Origin of the sequence: Paracoccus sp. DMF-8 (assembly GCF_029309835.1) — a bacterium.
Taxonomy (GTDB): Bacteria; Pseudomonadota; Alphaproteobacteria; order Rhodobacterales; family Rhodobacteraceae; genus Paracoccus.
Map to the genome: position 1 here is coordinate 144,068 of NZ_JARJHL010000003.1, position 19,936 is coordinate 164,003.

17 protein-coding genes are annotated in these 19,936 nt (G+C 65.1%); 7 read left to right on the forward strand and 10 right to left on the reverse strand.

The features are described from left to right. Positions 1-181: 181 nt before the first annotated feature. A complete protein-coding gene (locus PE067_RS01320) occupies positions 182-1,681 on the forward strand; it encodes an MFS transporter (RefSeq protein ID WP_276187471.1) in 1,500 nt (499 codons plus the stop codon). A gap of 16 nt (positions 1,682-1,697) precedes the next feature. Further along, on the forward strand, positions 1,698-2,879 hold the full coding sequence (locus PE067_RS01325; RefSeq protein WP_276187472.1) for an FAD-dependent oxidoreductase: 1,182 nt from the start codon (positions 1,698-1,700) through the stop codon (positions 2,877-2,879). Here the strand turns inward: PE067_RS01325 and PE067_RS01330 are convergent. The 7 genes from PE067_RS01330 to PE067_RS01360 form a co-directional block, all read right to left on the reverse strand. Continuing rightward, positions 2,860-3,549, reverse strand: a complete 690-nt coding sequence (locus PE067_RS01330; RefSeq protein ID WP_276187473.1) for a GntR family transcriptional regulator — start codon at positions 3,547-3,549, stop codon at positions 2,860-2,862. The genes PE067_RS01325 and PE067_RS01330 overlap by 20 nt on opposite strands. Positions 3,550-3,686: 137 nt before the next feature. Continuing rightward, a complete protein-coding gene (locus tag PE067_RS01335; protein WP_276187474.1) occupies positions 3,687-4,433 on the reverse strand; it encodes an alpha/beta fold hydrolase in 747 nt (248 codons plus the stop codon). 63 nt (positions 4,434-4,496) lie between these two features. After that, positions 4,497-5,663, reverse strand: coding sequence for a Zn-dependent alcohol dehydrogenase (locus PE067_RS01340; RefSeq protein ID WP_276187475.1), 1,167 nt, complete (start codon positions 5,661-5,663; stop codon positions 4,497-4,499). 67 nt (positions 5,664-5,730) lie between these two features. Next, on the reverse strand, positions 5,731-6,039 hold the full coding sequence (locus tag PE067_RS01345; protein WP_276187476.1) for a DUF6166 domain-containing protein: 309 nt from the start codon (positions 6,037-6,039) through the stop codon (positions 5,731-5,733). After that, positions 6,036-6,227: a hypothetical protein gene (locus PE067_RS01350; RefSeq protein ID WP_276187477.1), complete on the reverse strand. Its 192-nt coding sequence runs from the start codon at positions 6,225-6,227 to the stop codon at positions 6,036-6,038. Before PE067_RS01350 ends, PE067_RS01345 begins: the two co-directional genes overlap by 4 nt. Before the next feature lie 54 nt (positions 6,228-6,281). Beyond that, positions 6,282-6,653: a hypothetical protein gene (locus tag PE067_RS01355; protein ID WP_276187478.1), complete on the reverse strand. Its 372-nt coding sequence runs from the start codon at positions 6,651-6,653 to the stop codon at positions 6,282-6,284. Between the two features lie 84 nt (positions 6,654-6,737). Beyond that, a complete protein-coding gene (locus PE067_RS01360) occupies positions 6,738-7,535 on the reverse strand; it encodes a sterol desaturase family protein (RefSeq protein ID WP_276187479.1) in 798 nt (265 codons plus the stop codon). Between the two features lie 250 nt (positions 7,536-7,785). Here PE067_RS01360 and PE067_RS01365 point away from each other — a divergent pair, with 250 nt between their 5' ends. Next, positions 7,786-9,165, forward strand: coding sequence for an aspartate aminotransferase family protein (locus PE067_RS01365; RefSeq protein ID WP_276187480.1), 1,380 nt, complete (start codon positions 7,786-7,788; stop codon positions 9,163-9,165). Here PE067_RS01365 and PE067_RS01370 read toward each other — a convergent pair. Then, positions 9,162-9,818, reverse strand: coding sequence for a GntR family transcriptional regulator (locus PE067_RS01370; protein WP_276187481.1), 657 nt, complete (start codon positions 9,816-9,818; stop codon positions 9,162-9,164). The two genes, PE067_RS01365 and PE067_RS01370, sit on opposite strands and share 4 nt — an antisense overlap. Positions 9,819-10,004: 186 nt before the next feature. Here PE067_RS01370 and PE067_RS01375 point away from each other — a divergent pair, with 186 nt between their 5' ends. From PE067_RS01375 to PE067_RS01385, 3 genes are all read left to right on the forward strand, one after another. Then, positions 10,005-11,387 carry an SLC13 family permease gene (locus PE067_RS01375; protein ID WP_276187482.1) on the forward strand — a complete coding sequence of 461 codons (1,383 nt, stop codon included), beginning with the start codon at positions 10,005-10,007 and terminating at the stop codon, positions 11,385-11,387. A gap of 228 nt (positions 11,388-11,615) precedes the next feature. Then, a complete protein-coding gene (locus PE067_RS01380; protein WP_276187483.1) occupies positions 11,616-12,827 on the forward strand; it encodes a malonyl-CoA decarboxylase in 1,212 nt (403 codons plus the stop codon). 30 nt (positions 12,828-12,857) lie between these two features. Continuing rightward, the gene (locus PE067_RS01385) at positions 12,858-14,381 is read left to right on the forward strand and encodes a malonyl-CoA synthase (protein ID WP_276187484.1); all 1,524 of its coding nucleotides are present in this window, start codon (positions 12,858-12,860) and stop codon (positions 14,379-14,381) included. A gap of 135 nt (positions 14,382-14,516) precedes the next feature. Here the strand turns inward: PE067_RS01385 and putA are convergent, their stop codons facing one another. After that, positions 14,517-17,999: a bifunctional proline dehydrogenase/L-glutamate gamma-semialdehyde dehydrogenase PutA gene (putA, locus tag PE067_RS01390; RefSeq protein WP_276187485.1), complete on the reverse strand. Its 3,483-nt coding sequence runs from the start codon at positions 17,997-17,999 to the stop codon at positions 14,517-14,519. 114 nt (positions 18,000-18,113) lie between these two features. Here putA and PE067_RS01395 point away from each other — a divergent pair, with 114 nt between their 5' ends. Beyond that, the gene (locus tag PE067_RS01395) at positions 18,114-18,581 is read left to right on the forward strand and encodes an Lrp/AsnC family transcriptional regulator (RefSeq protein WP_276187486.1); all 468 of its coding nucleotides are present in this window, start codon (positions 18,114-18,116) and stop codon (positions 18,579-18,581) included. Between the two features lie 272 nt (positions 18,582-18,853). On the opposite strand, the gene bioB is transcribed toward PE067_RS01395, so the two are convergent. Continuing rightward, a complete protein-coding gene (gene bioB / locus PE067_RS01400) occupies positions 18,854-19,843 on the reverse strand; it encodes a biotin synthase BioB (RefSeq protein ID WP_276187487.1) in 990 nt (329 codons plus the stop codon). Between the last annotated feature and the right edge of the window lie 93 nt (positions 19,844-19,936).

The window sequence follows — 19,936 nt, forward strand, 5'->3', positions numbered from 1 at the left end:
GCGGCCGCCATCTGGTGTTTTCGCGCCGCGCCATGGATCATGCAACCGCCTGCAATCACAATGATAAATCTCGACGCCCCAGCCATGGACTCACCCCCAAAACTGCCGATTCATCTGATATATTTGTTGCGTTTTAGTCATAGATCTGATTGCCTGTCGCCACTGAGAGGGAGGAAACGACATGACAGATCTGACGACAGGCTCTGTGGGGGTGGCACCCCCCGGCCCATCTGCCGCAAGACCATCATCAGCCACCACACATGCCGACACCGCATCCGATGCGATGATCGCCGCGCGTCTGGATCGCCTGCCGATGACGGGATATCAGCGGCTGATCTTTGGCATCATCGCCACGGCCTGGTTTTTCGATCTGATCGACCTGGGATCGCTGACATTCCTGCTGGGCTCGATCCGCGAGGAATTCGGCCTGACCACCGCACAGGCCGGGCTTTTGTCCAGCATGAGCTTTATCGGCATGTTTCTGGGCGCGGCGATTGCCGGCATGGCCGCTGACCGTTTCGGACGGAAAATGGTCTTTCAGGTCAGCATGGTCTTCTGGGGGCTGGGCAGCCTGTGGTGCGCGTATGCGCCCGACGCGCAAACCCTGGGCTATGCGCGGCTTTTGCTGGGCTTTGGCATGGGTATGGAATTCCCCGTGGCGCTGGCCATCGTGTCCGAATTCCTGCCATCGGTGAAACGCGGCCGCTATCTGGCCATTCTGGAAGGCTTTTGGCCCATCGGGTTCATTGCGGCGGGTCTGCTCAGCCTGTTTTTCCTGACGCATTTCGACTGGCGCACGATGTTCCTGTTTCAGGCGTTCCCGGCGGCCTTCCTGCTGGTCGTGCGGATCTTTGTCCCCGAATCGCCGCGCTGGCTGGCCGACCGCGGCCGCACCGCCGAGGCGGAAAAGGTCATGACCAAGATCGAGGGCCATGTCCAGAAACGCCTGCCCGCAGGCAGCGTCCTGCCCGCCCCCCAGCCCGTCGAAACCCGCGCCAAGACCGAACGCCGCTTTTCCTTTATCGAACTGTGGTCAAACGGTTATGCCAGCCGCACCATGATGATCTGGACGGTCTGGTTCTTTGCCCTGCTGGGTTTTTACGGCCTGACCACATGGCTTAGCGCGCTGCTGCAAGAGGCCGGGCACAGCGTCACGAAATCGGTGACCTATACGATCACCATCTCGCTTGCCGGGGTGCCGGGGTTCATTGCCGCCGCGATCTTGCTGGACAAATGGGGCCGCAAGCCGACCGCGATGATGATGCTGATCGGTTCGGCCTGCGCCGCCTATTTCTACGGCAATGCCGCGAATACGACGCAGCTGATCGGCTTTGGTCCTGGTGATGCAGTTCTTCCTGTTCGGCATGTGGTCGGTGCTTTACGCCTACACGCCCGAACTTTACCCGACGCGGTCGCGCGCCACGGGTGCGGGCTGCGCCTCGGCCGTGGGTCGGGTCGGATCGCTGCTTGGGCCCTATATCATCGGGATCGTGCTGCCCGCATTGGGCGCCAGCGGGGTCTTTGCGCTAGGCGCGGGGTCCTTCATCATCGCGGCGCTGGCCATCGGCATCTTCGGGATCGAGACGAAAGGCAAATCGCTGGAAGCGATCTCGCACTGATGTCGCATCAAAATACGGCCGCCGGATATCCCGGCGGCCGTTTTCGTGCTTCAATAGCCTGACACAAGGGAAAGATTCATGGAGATGAGGCCACGGCTGATCGTCATCGGGGGCGGCTATGTCGGCAGCGCGGTTGCGCGGCGCCTTGATGGTGATCTTGATGTGACCCTGATCGAGCCGAAACAGGCCTTCGTCCACACGCCCGCGATGATCCGCGCCCTTGTCCAGCCCGGTCTGAGCGAACAGGCGCTGCTGCCCTATGATCCGCTGCTGCGCCGGGGCCGGGTGATTCGCGACCGGGTGACCGGTATCGGGTCGGGCGGCATCGGGTCGGGTGGCGGCGGTTCTGGTGGGGCGGCGGATCACGTCACGCTGGCCTCGGGCGGCAGGGTGCAGGGCGACCTGATCCTGATCGCGACCGGATCGGGCCATGCCGGTTTCCTGAAACCCCTGGGCGATTCCATCGCCGATTTTCGCTCCCTGCAATCGGACACCGCAAGACGCATCGCCGGCGCCCGCCATATCGCCATCGTCGGGGCCGGGCCGGTGGGCATCGAACTGGCCGGGGAAATCGCCCATGCCTGCCCCGACAAGGCGGTGACGCTGCTGTCGGCGCATCCGACGCTGATGCCCGAATTTCCCGCAGGGCTGGGCCGGATGCTGGCGGCCAAGCTGGCCGCGCTTGGCGTGACCCTGCGCCACGGCCGGGCCTGTCTGGATGAACGCGACCATCCGTCCGATGGCCCGCTGCTGCTGACGGATGGTCAGGCCATCGACGCCGATCTGATCCTGCCCGCGACGAGGGCGCGCGGTCATTGCGCGCTGCTGGAGGGTCTGCCGGGGTGCGCCTGCTGCCGGGGGCCGCGTTGCGACCGACGCCTGGCTGCGGCCTTCGGCCCATCCGCGCCTGTTCGTCGGGGGCGATATCGCCGCGACCGGCGATGCCATGACCATCGTCGCGACCATGCGCCAGATCCCCTATCTGGCGAAAACCCTGCGCTATGTCGCGAATGGCGAGGATTTGCACCATCACCGCCCCTATCGCCCGTGGCGCGAGGTCTGGGGCAACGCGCCGATCCTGCTGCCGCTCGGGCCACGCCGGGGGGCGTCCTCGCTGCCCTTGCCGGGTGCGCTGGCGCCTTTCGGGATCATGGGCGATCTGTTCACCCGCCAGATGAAGGGGCGCGACCTGTTCGTGCCAAGGCAGCGCAAGGGGATGGGGCTGGCCTGAGCCGCCCGCTCAGACCGTCGCGCGGGTGAATTCGACGATGTAATCCATCAGCGCATCCGACGCGGTCGCCGCGCCATCGGCATCGCCCCGGGCAATCGCGCGGGCGACATCGGCATGCAGGCGGGCGCAGCGTTCCAGATCCAGCACCTCGCGGTAATGCTGGAACCAGAAGCGGCGCGACAGGCCCTGAATACGCCGCATCGCGCGTTCGGCGAATTCGTTGCGGCCGGCCTGAACCAGCGCCCGGTTGAATTGCAGGTCCAGCCGCATGAAACCCGCATCGTCGCGGTTGTCCGCCACCGCCGCCAGATCATCGGCCAGCGCACGAAAGCCGTCGCGTTCATCGGCGGTCGCGCGCTGCGCGGCCTTGCGCGCGCACAGCCGTTCGACCTCGCGGCGCAATTCCAGCAGCAAAAGCTGGCGCGACAGGTTGATTTCCGACACCAGCACGCCCCGGCGCGGTAGGACATTGACCAGCCCCTCGCTGGCCAGCCGCTGCAATGCCTCGCGCACCGGGGTGCGGCCGATGCCCAGATCCTCGGCCAGTTGCGCCTCGGACAGGACCTGCCCCGGTTCCAGCCGCAGGGTGACGATCATTTCCTCAAGCTGCTGATAGGCGCGGTCGGTCAGCGTGTCGCTGTCCTTGGGGCGCTTGTGGGTCTGTGGTGCGGTAATGCCGGTGGAATCGCTGACGCTCATGACGATAATGGCCCCTTGAAACGAATTGCGTGACAGCCTGTCCGCGCCCTGCCCGGCGTTCAAGGTGGGGGCAACAGATATATCGCCCGCATGTTACGTCAGCATATCGGGAAACGGAAGGTGCAGGGGCAGGTGCCCTATCCGCATTCGGGCAGAAATCCGGCCAGTTCGCGGGCGAATGCCGCAGGGTCATGCGCCATCGGGACATGGCCGCATCCGGGCCAAAGGCGCAGTTTCGCGCCGGGAATGGCGTCCCGCATGATCCGGGCATGAGCCACCGGACATTCCGGGTCATCCGCGCCATGCAGGATCAGCGTGGGCAGCGCGATCCGGGGCAGGACGTCGCGATAATCCGCAGCCCGCGCCGCCAGCCACGACCCCGCCACCGCGATATTCGTCGCGGTTTCAGTCAGTTGCAGACGCTTGGCGCGGTCGGCGGCATTCCGGGCCAAGGCCGCGACCGTGTCGCCCTGAAACCAGACGGCATCCTGCCCGCCGGTCGCGGCAAGACAGGGCGAACCGCTGACCAGCACCAGCCCGGCCAGATCCTGCACCCCCGTGCCGCGCAGATATTCCAGCGCGATCAGGCAACCCATGCTCCACCCCACCAGCACCGCAGGGCCGGGCAGCGCCGCCAGAACCGCGCGCAGATCGCCCGCGAAATCCGCCAGCGCATATTGCCCGGCGTCGTCCGGCGAATAGGATCCCGCCCGCCCGCGCAGATGCGGCGCGACGACCAGCCGGTCCCGCGACAGATCCGCCAGCAGGGGTTTCCAGACCAGGGCCGTGCCCTGAATGCCATGCAGCAGCACAAGGCTGGGCCGCCCCGTATGCGTGCCCGCCACCAGACAATCCAGCACGCCCCCGGAAATCCTGATCTGCATCGGTCCCAACCCCGCGAGAAATGGAAAAATGCGGCAGGCGCAAGGGAGCCGCCTGCCGCGCCCTCAGTCGTCAAACAGGATGACGCTGCGGATCGTTTCGCCGGCCTTCAGCGCGGCAGATCCCTGATTGATCTGGTCCAGCGTGATGCGCTGCGAAATCAGCCCCGACAGATCCAGCCGCCCGTCCAGCGCGGCGCGGCACAGAAACGGGAAATCGCGTTTCGGCCGCGCATCGCCATAGGACGACCGGCGGATGCGCTTTTCCTGCATCAGGCTGCCCCAACGAAAGGCGATTTCGCGGTCGACATCGGTCTTGCCCAGCCAGACGACCTGCCCACCGGGGCGCACCGCCTCGACCGTCAGGCGAAAGGCGCGTTCGTTGCCCGCCGATTCCAGCACGCAATCGACGCCCCGCCCCGATGTCAGGCTGCGCGCGACATCGGTCGCGTCCTGCGTGCCGGGGTTGACCAGATGGGTGGCCCCCATCGCGCGGGCTGCGGTCAGTCGGCCGTCCTGCAAATCGACCGCGATGATCGTGTCCGCGCCGCCAAGCCGCGCCCCCTGCAGCGCGGCCAGACCGACCGCACCGCATCCGACGACCATCACCGACTGGCCGGGCCGGACCTGCGCGACATTCAGCACAGCCCCGACCCCGGTCATCACCCCGCAGCCGATCAGCGCCGCCTGATCAAAGGGCATCTGCGGCGGAATCGGGACCGCCTGCTGGTCCTGCACCACGCAATATTCACCGAAGGCGCCCAGATACATCAGCTGATGCAGATCGCCCCCGCCGACCAGCCGCGCCTTTGACTGCCCGTCAAAGCCCTGCGCGCGTGGCGTGTTCGCCAGATAGGTTTCGCACAGGATCGGCAGGCTCTGGTCGCAGTAGAAACAGTGACCGCAATGCGGGTTCCACGACAGGATGACGTGATCGCCGACCTTGACGCCCTGCGCCATCGGCCCGACCGCCTCGACCACGCCCGCCGCCTCGTGCCCCAACACGATGGGCATGGGCTGGCGCAAGCCGCCCTCGATCACCTCAAGATCGGTATGGCACAAACCCGCGGCACGCACCCTGACCAGGACATCCCGCGCAGCCAGCGCGGTAACCTCGACGGTTTGGGTCCGCAGGGGCTGGTTCACCCCATGCAGCACCGCGGCCCGAAAGCGCCGGTTGACCGGAATCGTGGCCGCCCCGGCCATGCGGTTCATGTCGGTGGGACTGTTCACGCGGCAGGTCCTTTCCCGTCGGCGGCGGTGGCTTGGCTCCGGTTTCGGTTGCGGGGATCATGGCCGGTCATCCTGCAAGAACGCTGTCGATCCGGGCAATCGCGGCATCCATATCGGCGCCGGTCATTTCCCATTCATTGCCGAAATTCGCCGTCACCTCCTGCATGAAGGGTTTGGCAAGGCGGATCGACAGGCTGGCGTCGCCGCTGTGGTCATACAGCATCGCAAATGCCAGCTGCGTCGCGGCCAGACCTTCATAGCCCCATTCATAGGCAGCATTGGTGAATTGCTTGATGTCGGTGTGGCTGGGCAGGTCCTGGCCGTTCACCTCGACCACGACGCCGTCGATGGTGCGGTCCCCGATATAGGTCTTCATTTTTTCCTCCCATCGCCTTTGGCGCGCATGACTTCGGGAAAGATCCACAGCGATCCGACGGCGAAGGGGCCAAGGAACAGCAGGGCATTCTGCGGGCCGCTCTGGCCCAGATGGCGCATGAAGAACCATCCGGCGATCGCGGCAAGCGCCACCATGACGGACAGTCCGAATTTGATCGGGAAAGGCATCGGGTTTCTCCTCAGATTGTGCTGGCGGCAAGGACGGCCTGCGGGCGGGTGCCGTCAGGCCATGCTGCCCAGATAAAGCGCGGTCGCGCCAAGCCCCAGACAGACGGTGGCAAGCCCCGCCACGCCGTCACGCCATTTGCCGGGCCAGATGTTGAAAAGACCGGGGGTGAACAGAAAGGCAAAACCGCCAGTGATCACCATGCTGGTCCAGCGCAGTTGATCCAGACCAAAGCTGACCGTGCCGTAAAGCACCAGCGCCAGCAGTATCAGGTTGACGGCGATCAGCCCCAGCCCCACGGGGCGCTTCAGTTCGGGGCGGGTCGCCAGCGGAAACACCCCGCTGAGAACCAGCACCCCCATGCTGCCGACGCTGGCCAGAGCCGCAAAGACCAGCAGGCCGGTGATATTCGGTTCGATCATGTCCATGGCGGTTCTCTCTCCCTTTGAAACCACTTCCCGGATGTGTTTCGGCAGCGATGGCCGAAGCGGGTCGGCCTGTTCGCCCGTCCCTTATTCGCCGGGATGAACCACGGGCTGGCTTGCCGGTGCCTGAACCGGCTTGCGCGAGGTCTTGCGCATGTCGGTGCGGATGTGATCGGTCGAATAGCCGTTGAACAGATGGCCCAGCAGACCGCGTTTCAGATCCGACGTACCGAACAGCCAGTCCATGATCGGGAATGTCAGGTTCATGTTGCGCTCCATCATCAGCGACTGGTCGTGATGGGCGGTGTGATGGCGGCGGTTGGTGTTGACGAAAGGCATGTTGCGGACAAACCAGTTGTCTTCGACATGGCAGCAGAAATGCATGAATTCGTAGATCATGTAGATGCTGGTGGTCGTCGAAATGAACAGCCAGCCCACGTTCGGCGTGAACAGCCAGCCCAGAACGATGGCGCCGGGGATCGACATCAGCGTAAAGCTGGCCAGCGCATAGGGCGGAAAGAAGGTCACGCGGTAATCGCGGTGATCGGCAAAGCGCATTTCCACCTCGGTAAAGAACTGGTGATGCTGCAGCGTGTGGCGGTTATAGACCGCGCGCGCAATGGGGTTTTTCGACGGGCGATGCATGACATACAGATGCAGCCACCATTCGAAGAAGTTGCAGAACAGGAAGACGACCGGGATCGTCAGCCACTCCAGCGGCTTCACGTCATGGATGTTCGAGACATAGATATACAGCGCGGTCAGCCCGATGGTGTAGATGATCGCGATATGCAGAAAGCCGTTATACCAGCCCGCCACCCGCTGCCGGTAATTGGCCCGGTAGCTTTTCTGGCGTTCAGACATCCGGGTGTTCCGAAGTTCCATTTTCCCCTCCTCAGGCGATTCCTGCAATTATGATATCTCACTGATATATTATTGACAAGGTCACAGATATGGCACGCGCGCATTTTGGCGTTTCCATTTGATTTCATGTGGCTTCGTGGGGTTTCCGGCAGGTTTCATCGTCGCGCGGCACGTCCGATGCCGCGCAAGTCGGATGTTGCGAAGCCCGCCGATCTGGTGCCGAATGGCGGCAGCCAAGAACAGACCGTCACCCGACCGAAAGGGGCGTCCCATGACCCAGAACGCGAATTTCCCCGGCACGCTGGCCGACCGCGATATCCGCCACCATTTCCACGCCTATACCGATGCGATCCGCCATGCCGAAGTGGGCCCGATGATCATCGAGCGCGGCGAGGGCGTGCATGTCTATGACGCCGAAGGGCGGCGCTATATCGAAGGGCTGGCCGGATTATGGAGCGTGGCGGTCGGTTTTGACGAACCCCGCCTGATCGCCGCCGCGACCGAGCAGATGAAAAAGCTGCCCTATTACCACAACTTCGCCCATCGCTCGCACGGGCCGGCGATTGAACTTGCCGACAAGCTGGTCGCCATGGCGCCCGTCCCGATGAGCAAGGTATTCTTTACCAATTCGGGTTCCGAGGCGAATGACTCGGTGCTGAAAATGATCTGGTATCGCGCCAATGCCATGGGCCAGCCGCAGCGCAAGCGGGTGATCTCGCGCAAAAAGGGCTATCACGGGGTGACGATTGCCTCCGCCAGCCTGACGGGTCTGCCGAACAATCACCGCTCGTTCGATCTGCCGCTGCCGGGCATCGCCCATACCACCACGCCCCATTACTGGCGCGAGGGGCTGGACGGCGAAACCGAAGAAGAATTCGCCACCCGCTGCGCCAATGACCTGGAGGAACTGATCGATTCCGCAGGCCCCGACACCGTCGCGGCCTTCTGGGCGGAACCGGTCATGGGCGCGGGCGGGGTGATCGTGCCGCCGGCGACCTATTGGGACAAAATTCAGGCGGTTCTGGCGCGTCACGATATCCTGCTGATCGCGGATGAGGTGATTACCGGCTTCGGTCGCACTGGCCGGATGTTCGGGTCGGAAACCTATGGGATGCGGCCCGATGTGATGGTGCTGTCGAAACAGCTGACCTCCAGCTACATGCCGTTTTCGGCGATTGTCATGAACGAACGCTTTTACGAGCCGCTGGCGCGTGAAAGCCATGTCATCGGCACCTTTGGCCACGGCTCTACGGGCGGCGGCCACCCGGTCGGGGCGGCGGTGGCACTGGAAAACATCGCCATCATCGAGGAACGCGGCCTGGTCGACAACGCCCGGCAGGTCGGCGCGCATCTGCGCGGCAGACTGGCCGCGCTGGCCGATCATCCGCTGGTCGGCGAGGTGCGCGGCGAAGGGCTGATTGCGGCGATTGAGTTGGTAAACGACAAGGCGACCAAATCGGTCAGCGGCGCCCCCGGCGCGCTTGGCGCGCGGTTCTTTGCCGCCGCGCTGCGCCATGGGCTGATCATCCGCAACATCGGCGACAGCATCGGCATCTGCCCGCCCCTGATCCTGACCCAATCGCAGGCGGACGAAATCGCGCAGGCCGTCGAAAACGCGCTGAGCGATGTCGCGGCGGAACTGGCGGCCTAATCCGTCTGGCGCAGGGCGGCGACCATATCGTGAAAACGGTCGCCCTGCACGATGACATGCGCGCGCAACACGCGGGCGGTTTCTTCGGGATCGCCCGCGCGGATTGCCGCAACTACCTGATCATGTTCCTGAAAGGACCGCATCATCCGGTTGTGAACATGCAGTTGCATCCGCCGGTAAGGTTGCAGGATCGCATGCAGCCGCGCCGCCTCGCCCATCAGAAAGGCGTTATGCGTGGCGCGGTAGATGCAGTGGTGAAAAACCGAATTGGCCTGATAATAGGCCTGCGCATTGCCCGCCTGCACCTGCGCGCGGCATGCCTCATGCGCGGTTTCCAGATCGGCCAGTTCATCGGCGGTGATGCGGCGCGCGGCCAGACGGCCGCAGCTTGCCTCCATCTCGGCCATGGCCTCGAAACGTTCGGCCAGTTCCTCGGCCGTCCAGGATGTGACGAAGGTGCCGCGCTTGGGCTGGACGCGGACGAAACCCGAGGCTTCCAACTGGTGCAGCGCCTCGCGTACCGGGGTGCGGGAGCAGTTGAATTCGGCCTCGATCGCCTCGGGGTCCAACTGGGCGCCGGGCGCGTGATCGCCCCGGACGATCGCATCCTCCAGCGCATTCCTGATGCGCAGCGCGGTCGGAATTCTGGCCATCTGCCCACTTTCCCCTAGGTCCTGACAGGATAGATCCGGCGTTCTGATTTATCCATGCCAAAGTATGATATATACAACAAGGCAATCCAAAAGTATAACGCAAGGGAAGATTCGCGAACCTGGAGGAGGGACGCGGATCCGACCCGCCATCCCCGGCAGGAGTTCTGCAAGGAAGAGGAGCCGCGCATGACCCCACATCTGATATCCATCTACGCATTGGTCGCGATGTTCGTCGTCGCCACCATCTGGCCGATCAACATGGGCGTTCTGGCCTTTGTCGGCGCCTTTCTGGTTGGCACGCTGCTGGCCGCACAGACCACCAAAGACATCATCGGCGGCTTTCCCAGTGGGTTGTTCCTGACCCTTGTCGGGATCACCTGGCTGTTCGCACTGGCCCAGAACAACGGCACCATCGACTGGCTGGTGCGCATGGCCGTGCGCGCCGTCAAGGGCCGCATCGGGGCGATTCCGTGGATCATGTTCGGGATTTCGGCTCTCTTGACCTCGGTCGGCGCGGTCAGCCCCGGCGCGGTCGCCATCGTCGCGCCCATCGCGCTCGGCTTTGCCTTTCGCTACCATATCTCGCCCATGCTGATGGGGATGATGGTCGTTCACGGCGCGCAGGCCGGGGGCTTTTCGCCGATCAGCATCTATGGCGGCATCACCAATGGCGTCGTCGCCAAGGCGGGCCTGCCGCTCAGCCCGATGACGACCTTTGCCGCCAGTTTCGCCGTCAATGCGACGGTCGCGCTGATCCTGTTCATCCTGCTGGGCGGGCGCAAGCTGATGCAGGCGCGCATGGAAACCGCCGCACCGGTCAACGTCCCGCATATCGAAATCGCCCGCGCCGCGACCGGCCCGCAGATCTTTGGCGACAGCGAGGCACAGGCGCTGAGCGGCCGCATCGCCAAGGAAGGCGGCGGTTCGTCGAACAAGCTGGTCGCCGAGGTCGAGGAAGGCAACGAACCCGACGGCAACCTGTATCAGGTCTTTACCCTCGCCTCGCTGGCGCTGCTGGCGGTGCTGGTGCTGGCCTTCAAACTGGACATCGGTCTGGTCGCGCTGACCATCGGTCTGGGGCTGGCGCTGTGGAACCCGACCATGCAGAAACGCGCCATGGCTCAGGTCGCTTGGCCCGAGGTCATGCTGATCACCGGCGTATCCACCTATGTCGCCGTGCTGGAGGCGATGGGCACCATCGACTTTGTCGGCGACAGCGTGGCGAACCTTGGCTCTCCGTTGACGGCGGCGCTGCTGCTGTTCTTCATCGGGGCGGTGGTGTCGGCCTTCGCGTCCTCGACCGCGGTGCTGGGTTCGCTGATCCCGCTGGCCGTGCCCTTCCTGCAAGGCGACAGCGGCGTCAGCGCCATCGGCTTCATCGCCGGCATGGCCGTTGCCTCGACCATCGTCGATGTCAGCCCGTTTTCAACCAATGGCGCGCTGGTTCTGGCCAACTCGCAGGGTGTGGACAGGGATGCGTTCTTCCGCAAACTGCTGGGCTATGGGGCGCTGGTCACCATCGTCGCGCCCGTCATCCTGTGGCTGATCTTCATCGTGGTGCCGGGTTGATCCCGGCGCTGCCTTTCCCCTGAAAACTAAGGAGCAATCCGATGCCAAGGACGGAACAGGTTTCACGAAACAGCGCCTCGGCCCTGCTGGGCGATCTGCTGGAATCGCTGACGGATCGCGGCCGCCGCCTGCTGGGGCGGCAGGGCGCGGAGCAGCCCCGCCCCCGAGGCGCCGGACCTGTCCGAACTGGCGCTGGCACTGCTGTCGCGGCGGGGCGAGGCCTCGGGCGTGGCGCTGTCGCAGGGCCTGCTGGCCGCGCTGGATGCGGCCAGCCCGGCGGCGCGGCTGGAGTTCCTGCAGGCGCTGGCCGACCGCTTTGGCCCCGACCCCAAGGCGGTCGGCCCCGCCCTGACCCGCGCCACCAAGAACCCCGACGACACCGACGCCATCGAGGCGCTGCATGTCGCCGCCGAACCGCGCCGGCAGGAATTGCTGCGCCGGCTGAACCTGTCGCGGGGCGGCACCGCCGCCCTGATCCGCCTGCGCGAGGAACTGTTGCGCCATCTGCGCGACACGCCATCCCTGCGTCGGGTCGACGCCGATTTTTCGCATCTGTTCGGGTCGTGGTTCAATCGCGGCTTTCTGAGCCTGCGCCATATCGACTGGTCCACCCCCGCGAATATCCTTGAGAAAATCATCCGTTACGAGGCCGTCCACGCCATCCAAAGCTGGGACGATCTGCGCAACCGGCTGCAACCGACGGACCGGCGCTGTTACGGCTTTTTCCACCCCCAGCTTGCCGATGAACCGCTGATCTTTGTCGAGGTCGCGCTGACCGATCACATCCCCGGCGAGGTCGCCTCGCTCCTGGATCTGACGCGCCAGCCGATTGACGCCGATCAGGCCAGCACGGCGGTCTTCTATTCGATTTCCAACACGCAGCGCGGCTTGGCGGGCGTCTCCTTCGGCAATTTCCTGATCAAGCAGGTGGTCGAGGAACTGAAGGCCGAACTGCCCAATATCAAGACCTTCGTCACCCTGTCCCCGGTGCCGGGCTTTGCCGCATGGCTGGCCGATCAGCGCGCGGCTGGCGATCAGGGCCTGCTGCCCGCCGATCTTCGCGACAGCCTGACGGCGCTGGACCAGCCCGGCTGGCACGGCGATCCCGACCGGGCCGAGGCGCTGCGCGCCCCCTTCATGGCCGCCGCCGCGATCTATTTCCTGCGCGCCCGCGACCGCAAGGGCCGCGCCGTCGATCCCGTGGCGCGTTTCCATCTGGGCAATGGCGCACGGCTGGAACGGCTGAACTATCTGGGCGATATTTCCCCGAACGGGATGAAGCAATCGCATGGGCTGATGGTGAACTACCTTTACGATCTGGACCGGATCGAGGCGAACCACGAAGCATTCGCCGAACGCGGCATCACCGCCGCCGCCGGTCAGGTCGAACGCCTGCTGCCGCCCGCCGCCCCCAATTCCGCCGTCCCCGCAACCTCTTGATCGCGCATCGTAAACCGGAGCCTCTTTGCCATGAGTGACCACATCAGCGAAAACCTTTTCGACCTGTTCACCCGCGATCTGGCGGATCTGTCGGCGACCGTCATCGAAACCCCGCAAGGCCAGCGGATCAGCTATGGCGACCTGATCGTGCTGACCGGGCAGATGGCCAATGCGCTGGCCGGTCTGGGCCTGAAACCGGGCGACCGCGTCGCCGCTCAGGTCGAAAAATCGGTGCAGGCGCTGATCCTGTATCTGGCGACGGTGCGGGCGGGCAGGGTCTTTCTGCCGCTGAACACCGGCTATACGCCCACCGAGATCGACTATTTCGTGGGTGACGCCGAACCCGCGATCTTCGTCTGCGACCCGGCTGCTGCGGCCGATCTGCAAGCCACCGCCGACCGCGCGGGCGCGCGGCTGGTCACGCTGGATGCAGCGGGCCGGGGCAGCCTGACCGATGCCGCTGCGGCAGCCAGCCCCGATTTCGCGACCGTCCCGCGCCAAGGCGATGATCTGGCCGCGCTGCTTTATACTTCGGGGACGACGGGGCGGTCCAAGGGCGCGATGCTGACCCATGGCAATCTGGTGTCGAACACGCTGGCCCTGCGTCAGGCATGGCGTTACAGCGCGGATGACGTGCTGATCCACGCCCTGCCGATCTTTCACACGCATGGGCTGTTCGTTGCGACGAATATCACGCTGTTTTCCGGCGCCTCGATGATTTTCCTGCCGAAGTTCGACGGCGGGCAGGTCATGGATCTGATGCCGCGCGCCACCGTCCTGATGGGGGTTCCGACCTTTTACACCCGGCTGTTGCAGGACGCGCGGCTGGACCGCGACGCGACGGCGGGGATGCGGCTGTTCGTGTCAGGATCCGCGCCCCTGCTGGCGGAAACGCATCGCGAATGGCAGGCGCGCACCGGCCACGCGATCCTTGAACGCTATGGCATGACCGAAACCAACATGAACAGCTCGAACCCCTATGACGGCGACCGCATCGCAGGCACCGTGGGCCTGCCGCTGCCGGGGGTCGAAATCATCGTGACCGACCCCGAAACCGGCGCGGAACTGGCGCAGGATGAAATCGGCATGGTCGAGGTGCGCGGCCCGAACGTCTTTCAGGGCTATTGGCGGATGCCGGAAAAAACCGCCGCCGAGCTGCGCGACAACGGTTTCTTCATCACCGGCGACCTTGGGAAAATCGACCCGCGCGGCTATCTGCATATCGTCGGGCGCGGCAAGGACCTGATCATCACCGGGGGCTACAACGTCTATCCCAAGGAAATCGAAACCGAAATCGACGCCATCGACGGCGTTGTCGAAAGCGCGGTGATCGGCCTGCCGCATGGCGATTTCGGCGAGGCGGTGACAGCCGTCGTCGTGCCCGCCGCCGGGGCCGATCTGTCGGAAAGCGCGATCCTGTCGGCCCTGTCGGGACGGCTGGCCAAGTTCAAGCAACCCAAGCGCGTGATCTTTGCCCCCGAACTGCCGCGCAACACCATGGGCAAGGTCCAGAAGAACCTGCTGCGCGCCGAACATGACGCGCTGTTTCGCTGACTGAAAGGGGCGCCGTTTGGGCGCCCCTTTCCCCTACAGCGTTTCGGCAATCCGTTGAAGCGCCAATATGCTGTAGGCTTTTGTTTTTGCGCATTTTCGGACGCCAATCCGGCATCCGCTTTTGCTGAAAATGCTTTACCCCGCCAGCAGCGCGGCATTGCCGCCCGCCGCTGTCGTATCGACGCACAGGTGGCGTTCATGGGCGACATGGGCCTGATCGGGCATGGCGGTGATCAGCGGCACAATCGGCCCTTCGCGCGCGGCCAGTGCCTTGGCGATGGCACGGCCCTGCGCGTCCTCTCCCCACCAGATCGCCGCTGAAAAGCCGCGCAGCTTGCGCAACGCGTCGGCGGTCAGCACGCCGGGGACAGGAACCGCATTCCCGCCCAGATCCGTCACCGCCTGAACCTGCGCCGCGACCGCCGCCTTGCCCGGCCCAAGACACAGGATCGGCGGGCGGCTGTGCAGGGACAGGCTGTTCAGCTCTCCGGTCGGGCCGGGCATAAGGATTTGGGGCATGAGGGTTTGGGGCATGAGGGTTTCGGACAGTCGCGTTTCCTGCGCCGCATCAAGGCTGGCCGCCAGCGCATCCGCATCGGCATTGCCCTGTGCCGCGCCCGGCTGCGCGACGGGGGCGGCGGGGGCATGGAAACGGTTGACATAGAATGGCCCGCCCGCCTTGGGGCCGGTTCCGGAAAGCCCTTCGCCGCCAAAGGGCTGGCTGCCGACGACCGCGCCGATCTGGTTGCGGTTGACGTAGATGTTGCCGGCATGGATCGCCTCGGAAACATGCTGGACGCGGCTGTCGATACGGGTGTGCAGGCCAAAGGTCAGGCCATAGCCGCGCGCATTGATCGCCGCGATCACCCGGTCGATCTTCCCCGCGGGGAAGGTCGCGACATGCAGCACGGGGCCAAAGATCTCACGCTCCAGATCCTCGATCCCGCTGACCTGCAACAGGGTCGGCGCGATAAAATACCCCTGATCCGGGGCGGCCACCTGATGCAGCAGCCGGGCGCGGCTCTGGTGGATGTAATCGGTGATGGCATGGCGCGCCTTTTGGTCGATCACCGACCCGACATCGGTGGCCAGATCCCAGGGGTCGCCGACGCGCAATTCATCCATCGCGCCCTTGATCATCCGGATCAGATGCGGGGCAATGTCGTCCTGCACATAGAGACAGCGCAGCGCCGAACAGCGTTGCCCCGCCGACCGAAAGGCCGAGGCAACGATATCGCGCACCGCCTGTTCGGGCAGCGCCGTCGAATCCACGATCATCGCATTCAGCCCGCCGGTTTCCGCGATCAAGGGCGTGCCGGGAGCCAGGTTTTCGGCCATATTGCGCGCAATCGCCTGCGCCGTCGCGGTCGAGCCGGTGAACACCACGCCCCCGATGCGCGGATCGCCCGTAATCGCATTGCCGACGACCGCGCCATGCCCGGTCAGCAGTTGCAGCGCCGTGACCGGCACGCCCGCCTGATGCAGCAGCCGCACCCCAAGCGCCGCGATCAGCGGCGTGGTTTCGGCCGGTTTCGCCAGCACCGCATTCCCCGCGACCAGCGCCGCCGCAATCTGGCCGGTAAAGATCGCAAGGGGAAAATTCCACGGGCTGATCGCCGTCACGATCCCGCGCGGGGGGCGCGGGTCCGATTGGCCTTCGGTCGCGTAATAGCGCAGGAAATCGACCGCCTCGCGCAGTTCGCCGACGGCATCGGGCAGGGTCTTGCCCGCCTCTTGCGCAAGCAGGCCAAATATCTCGCCCGCATGGGTTTCATACAGATCGGCGGCGCGGCGCAGCACGTCGGCGCGTTCGGCGGCGGGCGCATCCCAGGGGCGGGCGGCGTCGATGGCGCGGGTGACGGATTTGGGATCGGCCATGACGACCTGCGCGATCGCCTGCCCCGTGGCGGGGTTTTCGACCGGCTCGGCCACGCCTGACACGGCCGCCGCCATGATCGGCCCCGCCTCTGGCAGGGCCTCGTCTGGCGAGGCCCCATCTGGCAGGATCTCGTCGCGGGACGCAAAAATGCCGGCCAATGTGCCCGTATCGCTGAGGTCAAAGCCCTGCGAATTGACCCGGCCCGTGCCAAAGATATCCGCAGGCTGGCGCAGCGCCGCCGGGGCGCGGGCGGGCGACAGCGCGGCAAAGGGATCCTGCGCCACATCTTCGGGGGGGACGGATTCATCGACGATCTGATGCACGAAACTGCTGTTCGCGCCGTTTTCCAGCAGGCGGCGGACCAGATAGGCCAGCAGATCGCGATGCGCCCCGACCGGGGCATAGATGCGGCAGCGGCCATTCGTTTCGCGCAGCACGATGTCATGCAGACGCTCGCCCATGCCATGCAGGCGCTGGAATTCGTAGTCGATGCCCGGCGCATGGGTCTGGACCATTTCCAGCACGGCGGCGACGGTCTGGGCGTTATGGGTCGCGAATTGCGGGTAAATCCGATCCGCGTAGCCGATCAGCTTGCGGGCATGGGCGATATAGCTGACATCGGTCGCGGTCTTGCTGGTGAACAGCGGGAAACCCGGCAGCCCCTCGACCTGCGCGCGCTTGATTTCCGTGTCCCAATAGGCGCCCTTGACCAGCCGCACCATGATGCGGCGATCCAGCCGCGTGGCCAGCGCGTGCAGCCAGTCGATCACCGCGCCAGCGCGCTTGCCATAGGCCTGCACCACCACCCCGAACCCGTCCCATCCGGCCAGCGAGGGGTCGGACAGCACCGCCTCGATCACCTTCAGGGACAGCACCAGCCGGTCCTGTTCCTCGGCGTCGATGTTCATGCCCATATTCGCGGCCCTGGCTGCCTGCGCCAGCCGCAGCACCACCGGCACCAGTTCGGCCATGACGCGGCTTTCCTGCGCGACCTCGTATCGCGGATGCAGCGCCGACAGCTTGATCGAGATGCCGGGGTTCATCTGGACCGAACCCTTGTCGCAGGCCCCCGCAATCGCCGCGATGGCATCGGCATAATCGCGGGCATAACGCGCGGCGTCGGCGCCCGTCATCGCCGCTTCGCCCAGCATGTCATAGCTGTAGGTAAAGCCCTGCGCCTCGCGCGTGCGGGCGCGGTCCAGCGCCTTGTGGATGGTTTCGCCCAGCACGAACTGGCGCCCCATTTCCTTCATCGCACGGCCGACGGCGGCGCGGATCACCGGTTCGCCAAGGCGGCGGATCGCGCCGCGCAACGTGCCCGCGATGCCGCCCTGATCGTCGTCCAGCACCTTGCCCGTCAGCATCAAGGCCCAGGTCGAGGCATTGACCAGCGGTGAGGACGCCTCGCCCAGATGCCTGCCCCAGTCCGAGGGCGCGATCTTGTCCTCGATCAGGGCATCAATCGTGTCGCGGTCGGGGACGCGCAGCATCGCCTCGGCCAGACACATCAGGGCGACGCCTTCGCGGGTCGAAAGGCCATATTCGGACAGGAAATGTTCCATCAGGGTGGGCTTTGCCTCGGACCGGATGCGGCGCACCAGATCGGTGGCGCGGGCGGTCATGCGGGCGCGGATCGCATCATCCAGCCCGGCCTGCGCGACCAGATGGTCCAGCAAGGGCGGTTCGGGCGCGAATTTCGCGCGGATCCCAAGGTCGGCAAAGTCGTCGGGGCGGGTCATCGCACTCTCCTGCAAGGAAGTCGGCGCAGAGTTACCAAGGAACGATTGGACGATGTGACCATAATATGCGAAAATCACAGGCGATCATAACATAGTTCGCGCGATTTTCAGAACATGGACGATATCCTTGACGCCACCAACCGCAAGATCCTGCAGGAGCTGGTGGAAAACGCCCGCATCCCGATCACCGAACTGGCGCGCAAGGTCGGATTGTCGAAAACCCCCGTCGCCCTGCGCATCAGGCAGATGGAGGAGATGGGCCTGATCACCGGCTACCGCGCCATCATCTCGCCCCTGCAACTGGGCCTGACCCATGTCACCTATGTCGAGGCGCGGCTGTCGGACACCCGGCAAAAGGCGCTGGAACAATTCAACGCCGCCGTCCGCGCCATCCCGGAAATCGAGGAATGTTATATGATCGCGGGCGGGTTCGATTACCTGATGAAAGTGCGCTCGCGCGACATGACCGATTATCGCCGGATCATGGCCGAACGCATTTCGGCCCTGCCCCATATCCACGCCACGACCAGCTATGTGTCGATGGAGGCGGTGGTGGAACAGAACTGGACGGCGATTCCCTGACGCCGGACGCAGGACCCGCCCCACCGCGCACAGGCAAGGCCGAACCAAGGGACCGTCAAAGATGCGGCCCTGCCCATCGGCCCGCCGTGCCACCCACAGGCGAAACCGGGCCGGACCGCGCCAGTCGGCCAATGCCGCGCACCACAGAGCGGGCAGCGGCCGCGCATGGATCTGACGCCGGCGCAGGGCGGCGCGCGCCAATCCTCTACGCGCGGCGCCTTGACACTCGACGGGCATCCACCGTCGCGCGTGGCACTGCGGCTGTTCGGCGACTATTCGGCGGCAATCGCGGCGGCGCGCGCGGCGGCGGGGGCAAAGCGGATGCCTAGCCGCGCCGCCAGATCCTGATCCTTCCACGCGGCGGGGTTTTCGGTCGTCAGCAGCACGTCGCCGACAAAGATCGAATTCGCCCCGGCCAGAAAGCACATAGCCTGCAATTCATCGCTCATTCCCGTGCGGCCTGCGGACAGGCGCACCACCGAGGCGGGCATCAGGATGCGGGCCAGCGCGACGCTACGCACCAGATCAAAGGGATCGACCGGCTTGGCGCGTTTCTGGACCGGCGTATTGCCAATTTCGTTCCACAGGTTGATCGGCACGGAATCGGGATGGCTGGGCAGGGTCGCCAGCGTGACCAGCATGGAAATGCGGTCGGCCACGGCCTCTCCCATGCCCAGAATACCGCCGCAGCAGACCTTGATCCCGCCCTTGCGGACGTGATCCAGCGTGTCCAGCCGGTCCTCCATGCTGCGGGTGGTGGCGATCTGGCGGTAATATTCGGGCGATGTGTCGATGTTGTGGTTGTAGAAATCCAGCCCCGCCGCCTTGAGCCGCGCGACCTGCGGCGGCGACAGCATGCCCAGGGTCATGCAGGTTTCCAGCCCCATGTCGGCGACGCCGCGCACCATGTCGCACAGCTTGTCCATGTCGCGATCCTTGGGGCTGCGCCATGCCGCGCCCATGCAAAACCGCTGCGCGCCCGAAGCCCTGGCGCGGCGCGCGGCGGCCAGCACCTCATCGACCTCCATCAGCCGGGTCGCCTTGACGCCGGTGTCGTTATGGACGCTTTGCGAACAATAGCCGCAATCCTCGGGGCAGCCGCCGGTCTTGATCGACAGCAGGCTGGCGGTCTCGATGCTGTTCGGGTCGAAATGGCGGCGGTGCAGGGTCTGGGCGCGAAACATCAGATCGGCCATCGGCAGATCGTGGATGGCCTGCGCCTGTTCGGTGGTCCAGTCGGTGCGGATATCCGGCTGCATCATGCGCGCCCCTTGCGGATTGCGGTGACGGGGGCCGGCGCAACGCCTGTCCTGACCGGATCGCCAAGGGCCGTCGCTGCCGAAATCAGACTGCGG